General features: G+C 70.6%; 16 protein-coding genes. 9 read left to right on the top strand and 7 right to left on the bottom strand.

The features are described from left to right. Nucleotides 1-108 precede the first annotated feature (108 nt). The gene (locus tag HEB94_RS41425; protein WP_192754897.1) at nt 109-255 is read left to right on the top strand and encodes a hypothetical protein; all 147 of its coding nucleotides are present in this window, start codon (nt 109-111) and stop codon (nt 253-255) included. Between the two features lie 168 nt (nt 256-423). Here HEB94_RS41425 and HEB94_RS41420 read toward each other — a convergent pair whose 3' ends face one another. Further along, entirely contained in the window at nt 424-3,345 is a 2,922-nt protein-coding gene (locus HEB94_RS41420; protein ID WP_192754896.1) for a M36 family metallopeptidase, read from the bottom strand. Nucleotides 3,346-3,546: 201 nt separating this feature from the next. Further along, nucleotides 3,547-4,251, bottom strand: coding sequence for a purine-nucleoside phosphorylase (gene deoD / locus HEB94_RS41415; RefSeq protein WP_192754895.1), 705 nt, complete (start codon nt 4,249-4,251; stop codon nt 3,547-3,549). A gap of 109 nt (nt 4,252-4,360) precedes the next feature. Between deoD and nudC the strand changes: the two genes are divergently transcribed. Next, entirely contained in the window at nt 4,361-5,284 is a 924-nt protein-coding gene (nudC, locus tag HEB94_RS41410; protein WP_192754894.1) for an NAD(+) diphosphatase, read from the top strand. Between the two features lie 15 nt (nt 5,285-5,299). On the opposite strand, the gene HEB94_RS41405 is transcribed toward nudC, so the two are convergent. Beyond that, a complete protein-coding gene (locus tag HEB94_RS41405; protein ID WP_192754893.1) occupies nt 5,300-5,863 on the bottom strand; it encodes a GNAT family N-acetyltransferase in 564 nt (187 codons plus the stop codon). 480 nt (nt 5,864-6,343) lie between these two features. On the opposite strand from HEB94_RS41405, the gene HEB94_RS41400 reads away from it, so the two are divergent. The 5 genes from HEB94_RS41400 (at nt 6,344) to HEB94_RS41380 (ending at nt 10,687) form a co-directional block, all read left to right on the top strand. Then, nucleotides 6,344-6,586 (top strand): mycoredoxin, encoded by a 243-nt coding sequence (locus HEB94_RS41400; protein WP_192754892.1) that lies wholly within the window; start codon nt 6,344-6,346, stop codon nt 6,584-6,586. 189 nt (nt 6,587-6,775) lie between these two features. Beyond that, entirely contained in the window at nt 6,776-8,950 is a 2,175-nt protein-coding gene (locus HEB94_RS41395; protein WP_192754891.1) for an ATP-dependent DNA helicase UvrD2, read from the top strand. Between the two features lie 687 nt (nt 8,951-9,637). Then, the gene (locus tag HEB94_RS41390) at nt 9,638-9,919 is read left to right on the top strand and encodes a WhiB family transcriptional regulator (protein ID WP_192754890.1); all 282 of its coding nucleotides are present in this window, start codon (nt 9,638-9,640) and stop codon (nt 9,917-9,919) included. Between the two features lie 68 nt (nt 9,920-9,987). Continuing rightward, nucleotides 9,988-10,239: a hypothetical protein gene (locus HEB94_RS41385; protein WP_192757219.1), complete on the top strand. Its 252-nt coding sequence runs from the start codon at nt 9,988-9,990 to the stop codon at nt 10,237-10,239. A 286-nt stretch (nt 10,240-10,525) separates the two neighbouring features. After that, nucleotides 10,526-10,687, top strand: a complete 162-nt coding sequence (locus HEB94_RS41380; protein ID WP_192754889.1) for a hypothetical protein — start codon at nt 10,526-10,528, stop codon at nt 10,685-10,687. An 80-nt stretch (nt 10,688-10,767) separates the two neighbouring features. Here the strand turns inward: HEB94_RS41380 and HEB94_RS41375 are convergent, their stop codons facing one another. From HEB94_RS41375 to HEB94_RS41365, 3 genes are all read right to left on the bottom strand, one after another. After that, nucleotides 10,768-12,129: an AarF/UbiB family protein gene (locus HEB94_RS41375; protein WP_192754888.1), complete on the bottom strand. Its 1,362-nt coding sequence runs from the start codon at nt 12,127-12,129 to the stop codon at nt 10,768-10,770. 171 nt (nt 12,130-12,300) lie between these two features. Then, nucleotides 12,301-13,158 (bottom strand): LLM class flavin-dependent oxidoreductase, encoded by an 858-nt coding sequence (locus tag HEB94_RS41370; RefSeq protein ID WP_192754887.1) that lies wholly within the window; start codon nt 13,156-13,158, stop codon nt 12,301-12,303. A gap of 35 nt (nt 13,159-13,193) precedes the next feature. After that, nucleotides 13,194-14,285, bottom strand: coding sequence for a ThiF family adenylyltransferase (locus HEB94_RS41365; RefSeq protein WP_192754886.1), 1,092 nt, complete (start codon nt 14,283-14,285; stop codon nt 13,194-13,196). 184 nt (nt 14,286-14,469) lie between these two features. On the opposite strand from HEB94_RS41365, the gene HEB94_RS41360 reads away from it, so the two are divergent. Then, nucleotides 14,470-15,024, top strand: a complete 555-nt coding sequence (locus tag HEB94_RS41360; protein WP_192754885.1) for a hypothetical protein — start codon at nt 14,470-14,472, stop codon at nt 15,022-15,024. Nucleotides 15,025-15,128: 104 nt separating this feature from the next. On the opposite strand, the gene HEB94_RS41355 is transcribed toward HEB94_RS41360, so the two are convergent. Next, nucleotides 15,129-15,287: a DUF5679 domain-containing protein gene (locus HEB94_RS41355; protein WP_020575848.1), complete on the bottom strand. Its 159-nt coding sequence runs from the start codon at nt 15,285-15,287 to the stop codon at nt 15,129-15,131. A 614-nt stretch (nt 15,288-15,901) separates the two neighbouring features. Between HEB94_RS41355 and HEB94_RS41350 the strand changes: the two genes are divergently transcribed. Then, complete coding sequence (locus HEB94_RS41350) at nt 15,902-16,507, top strand: M48 metallopeptidase family protein (protein WP_337918303.1); 606 nt, start codon at nt 15,902-15,904, stop codon at nt 16,505-16,507. The last annotated feature ends 23 nt before the right edge of the window (nt 16,508-16,530 follow it).

Genomic DNA, 16,530 nt, shown 5'->3' with positions numbered 1-16,530 from the left:
GCGAAGTCCGGGTGCCGGCCGGTCCAGGCGGCGGGCACCACGGACGATGCCGTGCGCGGACGTTGCGGGGTTGGGCGACCGTGTTCCCGACGGGGAATAGCCATCGTCATGCGCCGTCTCGACCGATCCCGCGAATACCTGCTGTGGTACGAAACGCACCGCGAACGCTGGGTCGCGGTCCCCATGAGACGAGAGGGCGTGCTCTTCGACACCGACTACGCCCTGCTCGTCGTCCTCGACCTGGACGGCTGTTGATCGCGACCGGCGCTGAGCTGAGTGCCGCTGACCTTGGCCTCGCCCGTCGGTGCCAGGCCTGAGCGACCGGGGCATGAGTGAGGGGTACCGGTCAGTCGTCCTGGCCGGTACCCCTCCTCGATCAGGTGCCGATCGGAACCCGATCAGCTGCCGCCTCGGCGACGGCCCCTATTTCCCATAGACCGCGAGCTCCACCGAGTCGACGAACTCGCAGCCGGAGAAGTTGCCCGGACACGTGCCGCCCGACTCGGCGAGCTGGGTGCCGAGCATCGTGTAGCGGACGAACCGCACGTCGGCGGTGCCGGCCGAGAGCGGTACGACGTTCATCCGGTTGCGGTGGGCCAGCCCGAAGTGGCCCTCGGCCGCGGTCGTCCAGGTGGTCCCGTCGGCCGAGGTCTCGACCCGGTAGTCACCGGCCGAGGCGCTCAACCCGTCGCCGCAGGTCGCCGTGGGGTTGATGGCCAGGTCGGCGATGTCCACCGCCCGCGGCAACCGCACCACCACGAACCTCGGGTCGATCGAGCTCGCCGGCGTTCCTGGTAAGGCGTCGGTCGACCACCCGTTGCCCTGGGACTGGTCGAACATCCCCGCCGGTCCGCACCCGAAGTCGGTGAAGTCGACGCCGTTGGCGTCCGTCACCTGGCTACCGCCGGCAAGGGCCGCCCAGTCGCGACGGATCTCCCAGTCGGCGCTCGCGCCGTTCGAACCGACCGAGACCGTATGCGTCACCCGGTCGTATCCCGCGCCCTGCGCGAACACCTTCGGGTAGGTGCCGGCGAAGATGCCCGGGATGCTGTAAGAGCCGTCGGCCGCGGTGACGGCCGCGTAGTCACCGGCGAAGGAGTTGTGTCCACCGAACGCCACGGTCGCGCCCGCTACCGGCGCGCCGGTGTCGGTGTCGGTGACCATGCCGGTGAGGGTGCCGGTCGGGGTGCCCGGCCGCGGCGGCAGCGAGAAGTCCTCGACCGGAGCGGAGTCGTCACCGTCGAGCGATCCGGCGAAGTAGCCCATGCCGCGCCCGGCGAAGACCTTCCAGATCGACGCGTGCGCCTTGCCCTTGTTGACCACCAGGTCGGCCTGCAGGATCGAGTTGCGCATGTCGAGGAAGGACGGGTTGGCGGGCGAGAGCTCCATGGCGCGGGTGACCAGCGACTCGCTCAGCTTCGAGCCGAGCTTGGCTCGCAGGTCCCAGAGGGTGGAGGCCCAGATCTCGCCGTCCGCGTGCACCTCCGGACCGCCGCCGATCACGCCGAAGTCGCCGTAGGTGTAGCCGCCCGGACCGGTCTCCGGGGTGCCAGGGCACTTCGGCGACGTGCTGCCCACCGGGCAGTCGAGCGGCTGGCTGCGGATGAGGTCGGTGCCGTGTCCGACGTACTGGCCGACACGTACCTCACCGGGTGCGCTGGTGTCCTTCACCAGACCGTCGTCGACCAGGAAGTCCATGGCGTACCAGTCGCTCCAGGCCTCGCCCATCGAGCCGGCCTGGACGTTGCCGAGCGTGGAGACGCCGTCCGCGTCGACGACCAGCCGGTTGGACAGGCCGTGGGTGTACTCGTGGTAGACGATGCCGGCGTCGTTCGCCCCGCTCGCGGCGAGGAACGGATCGCTCGGGTCACCGGGGAGCCGCCACAGGTACATCTGCATCCGCGGCTGCATGCCGTCGGGCGGCGTGGCGAAGTTGGCGTTGTCGATGTGCAGCGGGTCGGGGAGGCCCTGCGCGGTGTTGGCGCCGTCGAGGTTCTCGCCCTGCACCGCGTCGTCGTCGACCGCCTCGAAGTTGCCGGCCGCCCGGGTGAAGCCGATCGGCTTGGCGGCGAGGTGGTCGTGGTACGTCCCGATGAAGTAGAAGAGCTGAACGCCGTCCTGCCTGCGGTTGACCTGCCAGGAGTTCGGGGCGGCCGGGTCCCACGTGCAGGGGAAGGCCGCCGCGCAGTCGCCGCCGAGGGCGAAGGTCTGGAGCGGGAAGGTGAAGGAGCGCTTCCCGCTCGGTGCGACCTCCTCGGCCGGCTGCGCCGTGTCGTTGTCGTTGGCGTCGGTGTAGACGTGCGCGACGTTGCCGGCGAGCCGGGAGGAGTTCGCCGGGAGCCACCTGGCCGGCAGGTCGACGGTGCGGAACGTTCCGCCGCGGGGCGCGCCCGGGTAGTTGTCGACGACCTGCGCCCGGTCGTGCTGCACGAGGTCGCGCCGGTACATCACCCGGCCGGAGGCGGCGTCCACCACGTGCAGATACATCTGGGTGCGGCCCGGCGAGGTGATCGTCTGCCAGGCGAGCCGCGGTCCGGCGGTCGTGGTGAAGACCACGAGCTTGGCCTGGGCACCGTCGGAGAACTCGGTGACCTTGCTCGCGCCCTTGCCCGGGCCGGCGGTCGCGGCCTTCGGCGTACCGAAGACGTCCTCGATGGCGGCGCGGCGGGCCCGCTCGGCGGTGAGAGTGGGCTTGTCCAGGCCGGTCAGAGCGCTCGGCAGCCCGGCCACCGGCGCACCGTCCAGCGAGATGAGCCGGCCGTCCCTGGCGACGTGCGCCTTCACGCCGTTGCCGAACACCGTGACGCCGCCGACGCTCTGGACGAACGACAGGTGGTGGGTGCCCTCGACGTCGACGTAGTCCTGGCGCAGCTGGAGCCGGTCGATGTCGGCACCCGACAACCGGAACGCCGCCGCGTGGGCCCTGACGTAGGAGAGGGCGATGGTCTTCGCGGCGGCCCTGCTCGGGCCGGTCAGAAACCCGTCGGTCCGGGCCACCTGGCGCGGCGTGCCGGTGAGGCCGTCGATGTCGACGATGCCCTCGGTGCCGAGCGAGCGGCGGAGGTCGCGGACACCGGGACCGGCGGCGAACGTCGCGGCCCGGCGTTCCAGCGTCGCCTTGACGGCGGGCTCGGTGCGTGCGTCGTAGAACGCCGGCTTGTCGCCCGGACCGGTGTCCCTGCCCGTCGTCGCGGCCGGGGAGCGGGCCGGACCGGCGTCCGGCGCTGACGCGAGAGCGCTTGCCGTGGGCACCATGCCCGCGGTGAGCAGCGCGCCAGCCGCTCCGGCCGCCAGCAGGACCCGGCGTCTTCCGCGAGCGGGACGACGCGATGAAGCTGAACGCATGCCGTGCCTCCTTCATGAGGCGTCGGGTCAGACCCGGGAGCCGGGAGCAGGCGCGGGTCCGAGCGTGGGAGATCGTCGCAGCGCAGGAAGAGTAGTCCTGACTCGTACCGGTTCGTCCTGCCCTTTCCGAAAAGTTGACACAAAGGGAGAGCGGGGAAACCCGGCGAGTAGTCGGCCGTGGCCGGTTCGGAGCGCGTCCGGCTACGCGGTGACGGTCTCGAGCGCCAGTTCGGCCATCGCGGTGAAGGTCCGCTCGCGCTCCTGCGCGGTGGTCGCCTCGCCGGTTCGGATGTGGTCGCTGACGGTCAGGACCGTGAGCGCCCGGGCGTCGAACTTCGCCGCGAGGGTGTAGAGCATGTTGGTCTCCATGTCGACCGCGACCACGCCGTAGTCGGCCAACCGGAGCAGGAGTTCGGGCCGGTCGGAGTAGAACGAGTCGATCGAGGCCACCCCGGCGACGTGGATCGGAAGCTCCCGCTCCCGCGCCACGTCCGCCGCCGTACGCAGCAACCCGAAGTCGGCGGCCGGTGCGTAGTCGAAGCCCTCGAACCGGATGCGGTTCATCGCGGAGTCGGTCGAGGCGGTGATGGCGAGCACGACGTCGCGGACGGCGAGCCGCTCGCTCAGTGCGCCGCAGGAGCCGACCCGGACCAGGGTGCGGACGCCGTAGTCCGCCATGAGCTCGGTAGCGTAGATCGCGAGGGACGGGTGTCCCATTCCGGTGCCCTGCACCGAGATCCGCCTGTCGCCGTAGGTGCCGGTGAAACCGAGCATGTTGCGGACGCTGGAGTAGCACTCGACGTCGCGCAGGTAGGTCTGCGCGATCCACTGGGCGCGGAGTGGGTCCCCTGGCAACAGGACGGTGTCGGCGACCTGCCCGGGTGCCGCGCCGATGTGGGTGCTCATGGGCGCGATCCTGTCAGAGTGTGCGCAGCACGGCCGATACGGGCGAACCTGACCGCACTCCGGTCCGGAGCCCGATCCCACCCCGGCGCGGCGGTTACAGTGGCACACCGTGCCCCGCCTTTCCTCCCTCGCCCTCGCCCGCGCCACCCTCGACCGTGCGACCGAGCGTCGCCGGGACCCGGAGTGGGTCAAGCAGCGGTGGGCCGATCCACGTGCCCGGGTCCTCGTCCTCGTCGACGGCAAGGCTCCGGTGACCGACGACGGGACCGCGCTGGTCTACGCCTCACCGGCCGACCTCGACGAGACCGGGAAGCAGCCGGACGAGTGCTACTTCCTCGGCCTGGAGGACGACGGAACGCCGTACTTCGTGGTGTCGATCCCGGAACGAGCGGATGTCGGGGTCGACAGCGGCGACGCCACCCGGGCCGGTCTTCGCGAGGCCGGCGGCACGCTGTCCGACCGCGACGCGGGCGTCTTCGTCCACGCCATGGCACTGATCAACTGGCATGCGGCCCACCCGTGTTGCTCGCGGTGCGGAACACCCACCCTGTCCACTGATGGCGGGCATGTCCGACGTTGCCCGTCCTGCGGCGCCCAGCACTTCCCGCGGACCGACCCGGCGATCATCGTGCTCGTCACCGACGACGCCGACCGGTGCCTGCTCGGCCGGCAGCCGAGCTGGCCGGTGGGGAGGTTCTCCACCCTGGCCGGATTCGTGGAGCCGGGCGAGCCCCTCGAGCACGCGGTGGCCCGCGAGGTGCACGAGGAGACCGGGATCGACGTGGTCGACCCGGAGTACGCCGGCAGCCAGCCCTGGCCCTTCCCCTCCAGCCTGATGCTCGGGTTCTTCGCGCGGGCGACGAGCACGCAGATCAAGGTCGACGAGGAGGAGATCGCCGAGGCCATGTGGCTGTCCCGCGAGGACCTTCGCGCGAAGGTCGACTCCGGCGAACTCCTGCTCCCCGGCGCGGTGTCGATCGCGCGCCGACTGATCGAGACGTGGTACGGCGCGGAGCTGCCTGGTTCCTGGTAGCCGGGCCACCCGCGCTCAGCGTGGGTGCGTCGGCAGCCGCACGCCCAACAGGCTCGCGTCGTCCTCCACGATGTCGGCCAGCGGCCGCCAGCCCTTGCGCAGGTAGAGGCGCCGCGCCGGGCGGTCGTCGCGCCAGGTGGTGAGGAGCGCCCGGTCGTGGGGGAGATCCGCGAGTAGCGCGTCGTGCAGGGCCGCCCCGATCCCGCGCCGTTGCGCCTCCGGCCGGACGCCGAGTTCGACCACCTCGAAGTGTCCGCCCAGCCAGGTGTCCGCGATCTCGGTGGGCAACCTGTCCCGCATCCGGTCGCACCACCACTGCCCAGGTCGGCCGGTGTGTCCGTAGCCGAAGCCCACCGCCCGGCCGTCGGCGGCGCGGGCGAGAACGAGCCGGAATCCCTCGCGCCGCACGTGCCGCGGCAGCTGCTCGTGGCCGAAGTGCGCGACCGTCTCCTCGGTCTCGTCGTACCCCGGTGCGCCGAACGCCGCGCGGTAGACGTCGATGATCTCGGGCACCACGGGTTCGACCTCCTCGGGCGCGGTGAGGAGGGCGAGCGCGTACGTCGGTCCGGTCGGGTACACGGTGGGATCCCTTCGCCGAGGAGGTGGCTCCAAGTGTCGCCATCGACAGACAGATCACGTCGAGGTGTGGGATATGAAGTGGTGTCTCGTCCAGCTCACCTACGTTCCAGGAAGGCGTGATCGCGGAGAGGACCGTACGGGCGTTCGTCCCCGGCGTGGCCTTACGGCCTCCCACCCGAAGCTCACTACGAGTAGGAACGCGCGCCTGGGAACGGTGGGCGTGGCGATGCGTGGGTCGACCTGCCGCCCTCCCACCTGACCACCTGTCCCTCCCGCTGGGCGTGCCCCGGCCCTCGGTCGGCCTGTGTCGCCCTGTCCGCCTTTCTGCTCCGATGGGTGACCATCGACAATGGTGGCGGTGGTTGCCCGCCATGTGCCCAAGATCGGCGGACGGGAAGAAGTAACGAACCTTCGCGGTTGAAGACTGCGCGGACACGATCACCGGCGCACCACCGGTCACGATCACTGGGAAGGATTCCGATGTCGAACACGATCACGATGTACTCCACGCCGTGGTGTGGTTACTGCCGGCGCCTGAAGGGGCAGCTGGACCGTGCGGGCATCCCGTACAACGAGGTCGACATCGAGCAGCACACCGAGGCGGCCGACCTGGTGGCGAAGGTGAACGACGGCAACAAGACCGTCCCGACCGTGGTTTTCCCGGACGGTTCGGCGCTGACGAACCCCTCGCTCGCCCAGGTCAAGGAGAAGCTCGGCGTCTGACGGTCGGGCGACGACAACCGGTCGGCGTGACCCTCTGGTCACGCCGACCGTTGCTGTCCGGCGGTCCCGCCTGACCTGCGCGGCTCGGCCCGTACGCGGGAAGAACCGGAGCCTGGAACGGCGCGGCCCGAAGCGGAGCCGGGTGGACCTCCCACCGGCTGTCGGATCGGCCTGGAATCATGGGACGGGATGACAGACGTTCTCGCGGCCGGCTCGCCCGGCACCGCTCCGGCCCCACCGCAGGCACCCACCCCTGACGAGGTGCTCGCGGCGCTTGATCCGGAGCAGCGGGCGGCGGCGACCTCACTGGACGGACCGCTCTGCATTCTCGCCGGAGCGGGCACCGGCAAGACCCGCGCGATCACGCACCGGATCGCCTACGCCGTCCTGTCCGGGCGATGGCAGGCCCAGACCGTGCTCGCGGTCACGTTCACCACCCGGGCGGCCGGCGAGATGCGCACCCGGCTTCGTGAGCTCGGCGTCACCGGCGTCCAGGCCCGCACGTTCCACTCCGCCGCTCTGCGGCAGGCGCGCTACTTCTGGCCGCAGGTCTACCACTCCGAACTCCCGCCGATCGTCTCGAGCAAGCTGCGCTTCGTCGCCGAGGCGGCGGCCCGTTGCCGGGTCCCCGCCGATCTCGCGGGGCGGCGCGACCTCGCGGGCGAGATCGAGTGGGCCAAGGTCAGCAACGTACGGCCGGACGACTACCCGACGCTCGCGGCCAAGGCCGGTCGCCAGCTCGCCGGCTACGACGCCGCCACCGTGTCCCACGTCTTCGCCGCCTATGAGGAGATCCGTCGCGACCGCGGCCAGATCGACCTCGAGGACGTCCTGCTCTGCGCGGTCGCGCTGCTCGCCGACGCGCCGAAGGTGGCCGCGGCCATCCGGTCCCAGTACCGCCATTTCGTGGTCGACGAGTACCAGGACGTCAGCCCGGTCCAGCAGACGCTGCTCGACCTGTGGCTCGGCGACCGCTCCGACGTCTGCGTGGTCGGTGACGCGAGCCAGACGATCTACTCCTTCGCCGGCGCTTCGCCGTCCTACCTCCTCGACTTCACCCGGCGGCACCAGGACGCCACCGTCGTCCGCCTCGAGCGCGACTATCGCTCCACGCCCCAGGTGGTGAAGGTCGCCAACGGGCTGCTGGCCGGTGCGCGCGGCGAGGCGAGCCGGCACCGGCTGACGCTGCGGGCGCAGCGGCCCGACGGTCCGCCGCCGGTCTTCACGGAGTACGCCGACGAGGTGGAGGAGGCCGACGCGGTGGCCCGCGCCGTCCAGCGCCTCGCCTCGCGCGGAACCCCGCTCCGCGAGATCGCCGTCCTGTTCCGGGTCAACGCTCAGTCGGAGGCCTTCGAGCAGGCGCTCGCCGAGCGCGGCGTCCGCTACCTCGTCCGCGGCGCCGAGCGCTTCTTCGACCGGCCGGAGGTCCGCGAGGCGATCGTCCTGCTCCGTGGATCGGTCCGGGCCGCCGAGACGTCCGGAGCCGGGCTGGTCGCCGACGTGCACGCCGTCCTCGCCGCGACGGGGTGGACGCCGGAGCCGCCGACCGGCTCGGGTGCCGTCCGCGAACGCTGGGAGTCCCTGGTCGCCCTCGCCTCGCTCGCGGCCGATCTCGCGAAGGAGCGGCCCGACGCCGACCTCGCCACCTTCGTCGCGCTGGTCGAGGAACGGGTCGCCGCCCAGCACGCCCCGGCCGCCGACGGCGTGACCCTCGCCACCCTGCATGCCGCGAAAGGGTTGGAATGGGACGCTGTCTTCCTGACCGGCATCCACGAGGGCACCGTGCCGATCACCTACGCCGAGACCCCCGACCAGGTGGAGGAGGAACGCCGCCTGCTCTATGTCGGGGTGACCCGGGCTCGTGAGCACCTGAGCATCTCCTGGTCCCGCTCCCGCACACCCGGCGGACGCGGGCGCCGTTCGCCGTCCCGCTTCCTCTCCGCCGTTCGGCCGAAGGGCGGCGCGGCCAGTGACGCCGGCTCGGCGGGAACGGCCGGTGAGCGTGGCGGCCGCAAGGCCACGACCCGCTCGGTGGCGCGCTGCCGCAGTTGCGGGCAGCCACTCCACGACGCCAGCGAACGCAAGGTGGGCCGCTGCGCGGAGTGCCCGGCCACCTACGACGAGGCGATGTTCGAACGCCTGCGGGGCTGGCGCCTCGAGCAGGCCCAGGAACAACGCGTGCCCGCCTACTGCGTCTTCACCGACGCGACGCTGATCGCGATCGCCGAGGCACGCCCGTCCGCGCAGTCGGAGTTGGCTGTGATCCCTGGCGTCGGGGCCACCAAACTCGCGCGCTACGCCGACGCCGTGCTCGCGATCTGTGGCGGTGACGCCCTCGACGAGGCGGCGGATCCCGACTCCTGAACCGGTTGGTCGCGCGCGGAGCGGACGCGAATCAGGAAACCCTGAGACTCCTCGCTTAATTCCGTTGCCGGGCCCGTGCTCGAAGGCGTACTGTCTTCACGACCCCGCCGCCGATGCGTGGTGTGGCATGTCTGAACCGAGAGGAGGTGGCCCGTGATGATCACTTCGACTGACAAGTCGCGTGAGCTGACGGCCGGCGCCATCTTCTCCAAGGTTTCCCTTGCGAGGACCGCCGTTTCGCATGTCCAGCTCCCGTTCCAGGGGACCAGTGTGTCTTGCGGAGGGTTCGACGTCCTCGTTGCCGGCCTCGCCGGCCGTCGTGACGGCGTCATTTCCCCGGTGCTCCCGGTCTACGTCCCGGGCATCGATGTTCCCGCTTCGCGCACCAAGGCCCCACTGTCGGGTGTTCCAGCCTGGAGCCCACCGGTCTTATGACACAAGACCGGCGCCTCCAAGGCCGCGGAATCCCGACCAGGGATCCGCGGCCTTTTTGTTTTCCGAACCGGACGGCGGCAGTCATGAGCCAGCACCACAGCAGCACCAGCGATACCTGCACCACCCGCACGACAGGCACCACGACCAGCACGACAGGCACCACGACCAGCACGACAGGCACCACGACCAGCAACGGCAGCACCACCAGGACGACGAACCACACGACACCAGGACACAAGGAGGTGACTGGAAGTGAGTCTTAGCGTCCTCGACGCCGTACCCGACGTCGTAGCGGAGGCGGAGCTTCCCTGCCGCGCATCCGATCCGGAACTCTTCTTCGCGGAGTCGCCGGCGGATGTCGAGTTCGCCAAAGCCATCTGCCAGGCCTGCCCCATCAGGCGGGAGTGCCTCGACGGCGCCCTCGCTCGGCGTGAGCCGTGGGGTGTCTGGGGAGGCGAACTCTTCATCGCCGGCGTGGTCGTACCGCGCAAGCGTCCGCGTGGACGTCCCCGCAAGAACGAAGTCGCCGCGTAACCCTCACCCGCCCGAGAACGTCGGCCCGGTCGCGCCGGTCCGTCGCCTCCACTGACTAAGAGAACCCCATGACTGATCACTTCCTGGAAGACCACGAACTCACCCCGGCCATCCGGGTCACAGCAGCGAACGACATCAGCACGAAGGGCACCACCATGCATCTGCTCCACGAAGACCTCGCACGCGCGCAGATACGTCAGCGCGTCGAGTCCACCCGGGACATTCGGCGGGCCGCGCAGCTTGTTCGCGCGCGCCGGTTGAGCCGCAAGGCGCAGAAGGTCGCGATGCAAGCGCGACTGGTGCGCGCGCGGTTCGTCTGAGCTGACCCGGATCGAGCCTCGTAGCGCGTACGACGACAGTGGGCCGGGGCACCGCGGTTGCGGTGCCCCGGCCTTGTCGTTCCTTCCGGCTACACGTCCGGCTTCGCCCGGCTACACGTCTGGCTTCGCCCGGCGACACGTCCGGCCGCGGACAGGGGCGGACAAAAGAAAGGACTTTTGGCCGGGTGTCCGTAGCGTTGTTGTCACGTTCAGCGAGGAGCATGGTTCCCGCAACGACGAACGACACCGGCGGTCGGATGATCGCTTCGAGGGGGGACGAGAGTCCATGATCGAGTGCGAGCTGTGTGGCGTCTCCGCGCCCAGCGACGAGCTACCACTCACCTGGGTGATGACGCTGGAGCGCGGCCTCATCACGCACTACTGCGACCGTTGCGCCCGCGACAACGTACGCAACATCGAAGGCAGGCTGGACCGCACCTACTGGTAGCCGAAGGACCTGGTAGCCGTAGGACCTGGTAGCCGAAGAACGGTTGCCCGCCTCGAACGAGAAAGCACCCGAGGCCCACCTCAGCCCAGGGCCTCGCCGCTCGTCGACTTCTCGGGCAGCTCCGGCCGATCGTCGTCGACGAAGCCGGGCAGCCAGCGCTCGAGTTCGCCCCGGAACGGCGCCTCGGCACCAAGTTGGGCGAGCACCCCGATGCCGCCGCTCCACACCCGGTGGATGAGCGCGTAGGACGGTGGAAGGTTCAACTTGAACGCCGTCTTCGCGCTCGAGCCGCGAACGTCGGTGATCCGCTGGAACTGCGTGCGCATCCACTCGCGGTTGAACCGGAACGTCGGCTCGCGGGCGGGTTCGGTGAAGGGCTTCAGATAGTCGTGCAGGTCCTCTGCGTCGATCTCGATGTGCGGCTTGATGAATCCCTCCGCGCGCAACCCTTCGAGGACCCGCTCGCTGTCGCCGTCCAGCCCGATCCGGAGCAGCCGGCCGATCTGCGGCGGAAACCCGTCCGGCAGTCGCGCGACCAGGCCGTAGTCGAGGACGCCGAGACGGCCGTCGGGGGTGATGCGGAAGTTGCCGGGATGCGGGTCGGCGTGGAGCAGGCCGGCGCGGGCTGGGCCGGAGAAGAGGAAGCGAACGAGAAGAAGCCCGGCCCGGTCGCGTTCCTCCTGGGTGCCATCGGCGATCACCGCGCTGAGCGGAGTGCCGTCCAGCCAGTCGGTGACGAGCACGCGACTCGTGTGCAGGCGGACGTGCGGTACGGCGATCTCGGGGTCACCGTCGAACGCCTTCGCGAAGCCCTCCTGGGCCTCCGCCTCGAGGCTGTAGTCGAGCTCCTCCCCGATGCGTTCCTTGAGCTCTGCGACCAGCGGCTTGATCTCCAGGCCGGGCATCCAGGCCGTGAACAGCCGACTGAGCCGGCCGATCTGGTTGAGGTCGGAACGCAGGGCCTCCGCGGCTCCGGGGTACTGGATCTTGACCGCGACGTCCCGACCATCCGTCCACTGGGCGCGGTGGACCTGGCCGATGGAGGCCGCGGCCGCGGGCTTGTCGTCGAAGTGGCGCAGTCGCCGCCGCCAGTTGGCGCCGAGTTCCTCCGCCAGCACCCGGTGCACGGTCTTGGCCGGCATCGGGGGAGCGGAGTCCTGCAGCTTCGTCAACGTGGCGCGGTAGGGGGCGGCGAGTTCCTCGGGGAGGGCGGCCTCGAAGATCGAGAGCGCCTGCCCGAACTTCATGGCGCCGCCCTTGAGTTCGCCCAGCACCTTGAAGAGCTGCTCGGCCGTACGACGTTGTGCCTCGGAAAGGACGATTTCGGCCGGCTTGCCGCCCAAGCGCTTGCCCAACCCGAGAGCCGTGCGTCCGGCGATGCCCAACGGGAGGCTCGCGAGTCGTGCGGTCCGGGCGACGGGATTGCGGGGGAGATCGCTCACCCGTCCATTGTCCAGGTAGACGTCAAACTGATCGTCCTACCGAGGGCGTAGATCATCGTCATTCACCAGTCGACCATCCCGCGGCCGACTGATCGATGCGATCCCGACATTTCGCCCCGAAGCGGCATCACCGGCACGAGACGACCGCCGCGTCGCCTCCCCGCCCCGCTCTCAGTCGAGCGTCGGTGGTCCGGCACGGAGCCGGCGCTCGGACTCCTCCCGCACCCGTGCGGGTTCGAGGCCCCACGTCGCGTCGAGCCACCAGGTCGCGCCCGCGTCGGCCCAGGGCCGTACGGTCGCCGCGGCGCCGCGCGGGTCGTCGGCCGAGGTGCTGCCCTCCATCACGATGTCGTAGCCGTCCATCGTGAGTCCGGACTCCGCCCGGTGTGCGCGGATCCAGTCGACTCCGGCGCGAAGCAGGTCGGGGGTGAACTCGAGCCGCTCGGTCGCGCCGACCGGCGCGTAGTTGGGCAGCCAGCCGTCCCATCGCGCGGCGCGGCGCATCGACTTCGGCCGGGGCCAGCCACCGACGACCCACACGGGGATCCGTGGCTTCTGGACCGGGGCGGGCGGCGCGGGTGGCTCCAACGTGTCGATCACACGGGAGCGGTAGTGCGTCCCGTGGAACTCGAAGGGCTCCTCTCGCCAGAGCGACTCGAGCATGGCGAGCCCCTCGTCGAGCCGCTCCGCCCGCACGCGACGACCGGGGTCGTCCTCGAACAGCCAGAAGCGGTCCTCTCCGCTGACGCCGAGCCCGACGGAGAGCGTGACCCGTCCGCCGGAGAGGTTGTCGAGCGTGGAGGTCTGACCCGCGAGCTCCCACGGTTTGCGGCGCGGCAGTGGTGTCAACATGGTGCCGAGCCGGATCCGCTCAGTGCACATCGCGGCCGCGGCGAGGGAGACCCAGGCATCGATCGCCCAGATCCCTTCCCAGACGAAGAATCCGTCCCAACCGTGCTCCTCCGCGATCGCCGCGAGGTCGGCGGCGGTGCGGGCGTCGCCATAAGGCAGCACGAAGCCGTATTTCATGTGCGTCACCGTAGGACGAACCACCGACATGGGTGCTACGCCGCGACGAAGGGGGCGGGTTCGGGATCCCAGTGGCAGCCGCAGGACGGATGCGCGGACCAGGACCTGCGGCGCAGGCTCCCCGCCGGGAGTGTCATCTCCACCGTCGCGTCGACCGACGCCGGTCGGGTGCCGTCGAGGAAGGCCAGGAGGTGGAGGACCGCGTGCGCGGCGATGCCGGTGGCGAGTACGACGTCGCAGGCGGGCGCGACGCAGGGGGCGGCCAGGACCTCCTCGAGGACTCGCGGCCAGAGCGGGTCGCGGGCGGCGCGGTGCAGGTCGTGGCAGCGGACACAGGACGACTCACCCGGCAGGACGAACGGGCCGAGGATCGCCCGCGCCTCCCGGATCCTGACCACCAGATGCGGCACGCCGGCCCGCACGAGCGCGTCGGCGAGCGCGCGGTCGGGTTCGTCGTCGGGTGCGAGAACGGCGATGTCGGGTCGCTCCGCGGCGCGGGCGTCACCGACGGTGCCCACTTCGGTCGAAGGCCCGGCGGCCGCCGCGGCGCGGGCCGCGCCGACCGCGCGAGGTCTGCCGATGTCCCGGCCGGACAACCCGGCCGGCGCCAGATCGGTCGGCCGCGCGATGCACCGGTCGACGACGTTGACCTGGCCGACTCCGGCCGAGGCGAGCATCGTGGCGACCGACGCGCCGACCCGGCCGGCGCCGAAGACCGAGACGCGGGTGGCGCGGCGACGACGAAGGTCGGCCGCTCCGCCGTCCAGTCCCCGGGTCACGAGGGAACGCGCGGCGAGGTCGGGGGCGAGGCGCTCGCGTTCGGCGGGGCCGAGCCCGTCGAGCGCGTCCGCCGCGGAATCCGCGTCGAGCAGCGCCCCGCCCTCGCAGAGCAGCCGTAACAGGCGGCGCGAGTCCTGACAGTCGGCGCCGCGAGCCAGCGCGGCGTCGAGTAGTGCGTCCTGGGTCTGTGCGTTCTGGGTCTGGCCGCCGGTGAGGTCGTCGACGATGTGGCGCAGGGCCGGGTCGAGTCCGGTGAGCACCAGTGCGCGTTCGGGGTCCAGGCCGATCTGCACGGTCTCGGGGTCACGCCAGACTCGTCGAAGGGCAGGGTTGATCTGTGGTCGCAAGAGTGACCTCCCCGTGTGAGTCGACCGCGACCGCTCGGTTTTTCGCAGGAACGGAAGCTTGCCACGCCGTCTCATGTGCCGGCGGTCGTCGTCCACAGGCGGTGTTATCGTCGTCGGCAAGGACCCGCGCGGCGCGTCGACGCGGCGCGGTCAGAGGTGAAGCGACGAGGAGCTCGACGCGACCATGGATCTGCGCATGGACCCGGATGGCTCGAGCGTCGCGACGCCGAGCAGGTTGCGCCGCCTGCTCACCTTGCGCTGGATCGGCTTCACGCTCCTGGTGATCGCCGCGGTCGCGACCTTCCTCTTCCTGGCGTGGTGGCAGCTTCGGCGCTACGAGTCGTGGTCGGGTGACTGGCAGAACCTCGGCTACGCCCTGCAGTGGCCGTTCTTCGCGGTGTTCGCGGTCTACCTGTGGTGGCGACTGCTCCGCGACGGTGACCCCAGCGCCCAGCCGGAGCATGGGGAGAGTGCCGTGGCGGACGAACGCCCGCTGACGCGGACCGGCTCCGACGGCAGTGCCGCGAGAGCCTGGTCGGGCACGGGGCGCCGGCGTGGTGCGGAGTCGGAGGCCGAGCCGGTCGCCCTTCCGCCGCTCCCGCCCAAACGACTCACCGCCACTGCGGTCGCCGCACCGGCGACGGGCGGAGCGGAGCTCGACGAGGTGGACGCCGCGGCGCTGGCGGCCTACAACCGCTACCTCACGGCGCTTAGCGAACGCGACAGGGACTCGACGTGACCACGTGTCGGCCCGGTCCTTCGCGAACCCCTACAAACTGGGCAACCCGAACAAACCGAACGGGCGGCCACTACCGTGACCGCCCGCTCCGTCGTCTTCGGTGCTCAGGCCTTGCCCAGGATCCGGTTGAGGTTGGTGCCGCACTCGGGGCAGGTGGCCTTGGCCATCCTCGTGCCCTTGTCGTTCACCTTGATCTCGCCGGTCGCGTTGCGCTTGGCCTTGCATTTCACACAGTAGAACTCACCTGTGTAGGTCTCCGCCATGACGGCCCTCCTCGCTGTGCTGGGTCGGGGCAGGGCGGACCAGCCCGGGCCGCCCGATCTCGGGTCACTTTATTCCAGCGCCGCTCACTCCTGAGTGCTCGGCACGCAGATGGCTCACGTCCTGCCCTTGGTGCGCACATTTATACCTGTACGTGACCTTGAGGCGCAGGATGTGGTCGCCCGGAGCGACGCCGTGTCGACGTTACCCCCACGCGGGGGCTGGTCCGCGACCGAGTCCGCCGAGTCGGGACGCGAGGACCGTGAAGCCCCTGTGCCGCAGGCCCGCGCGCCTTCCCCTGCGAGCGGGCCCGCGGCTGCCAGGGGCTCCGTCGCCGAACCTACGAGGCCGGACGTTCCGCCGTCAATGTGACGTTTCCTTCTGGTTCTCTTCCGATCCGGATCGAACCGGTCGCGATGTGGACAGACCTGTGGAAAACCTGTGCGCGGTGCGTCGAACGGCGGTGGACAGCCTGTGGGCGGGGCTGTGGAGAATTTGCGACATCCTGGCCACGAGCCCGACTGAACTGCACATTTCCTCCGTGGCGGCTGTGGATGACGAACACGCCTGTGGACGTTGACCGCTCCTTGTCGGTCGGTGGGGGTACTTTTCTGAGGTGGCCAAACCGGCATCGAGGCAGCGCCCCGAGCCGCGACCGGGCGCACAACCGACCCCGGCGCGCGACGATGCCTGCCAGGAGGTCGAGGTCCGCCGTAGTGCACGCCGCCGCCGCACCGTGAGCGCCTACCGCGAGGGCGACCGGGTGGTGATCCTCCTTCCGGCCAGGATGAGTCCGGAGGAAGAGCGCAAATGGGTCTCGGTGATGCTCGACCGGCTGGCCGCCCAGGAGCAGCGTCGGCGGCCCAGCGACGACGAACTGCTCAGCCGGGCCCGCACCCTGAGCAGGCGTTACCTCGACGACGCCCCGTTGCCGACGAGCGTCCGGTGGGTCGGCAACCAGGGCATGAGATGGGGGTCCTGCACCCCGACTGACGGCACCGTCCGGCTTTCGTCCCGGCTGCGTGGCATGCCCGGATGGGTGATCGACTACGTGCTGATCCACGAGCTCGTCCACCTGCGCGAACCCGGACATACCCCGATTTTCTGGGCCATGGTGCGCGCCTACCCGCAGGCAGACCGGGCCCGCGGCTACCTCGAAGGGGTCGCGGCGGCTGCCCACCTCCCGCTCGAGGACTGCGACGACCAGCCGCAGCCCAGCTGACCACCCACTGGTTCGCTCTCCGC

The sequence above is a fragment of the Actinopolymorpha pittospori genome (genome assembly GCF_014873875.1).
Lineage (GTDB): Bacteria > Actinomycetota > Actinomycetes > Propionibacteriales > Actinopolymorphaceae > Actinopolymorpha > Actinopolymorpha pittospori.
This window is presented reverse-complemented; position numbering and strand designations above follow the sequence as displayed.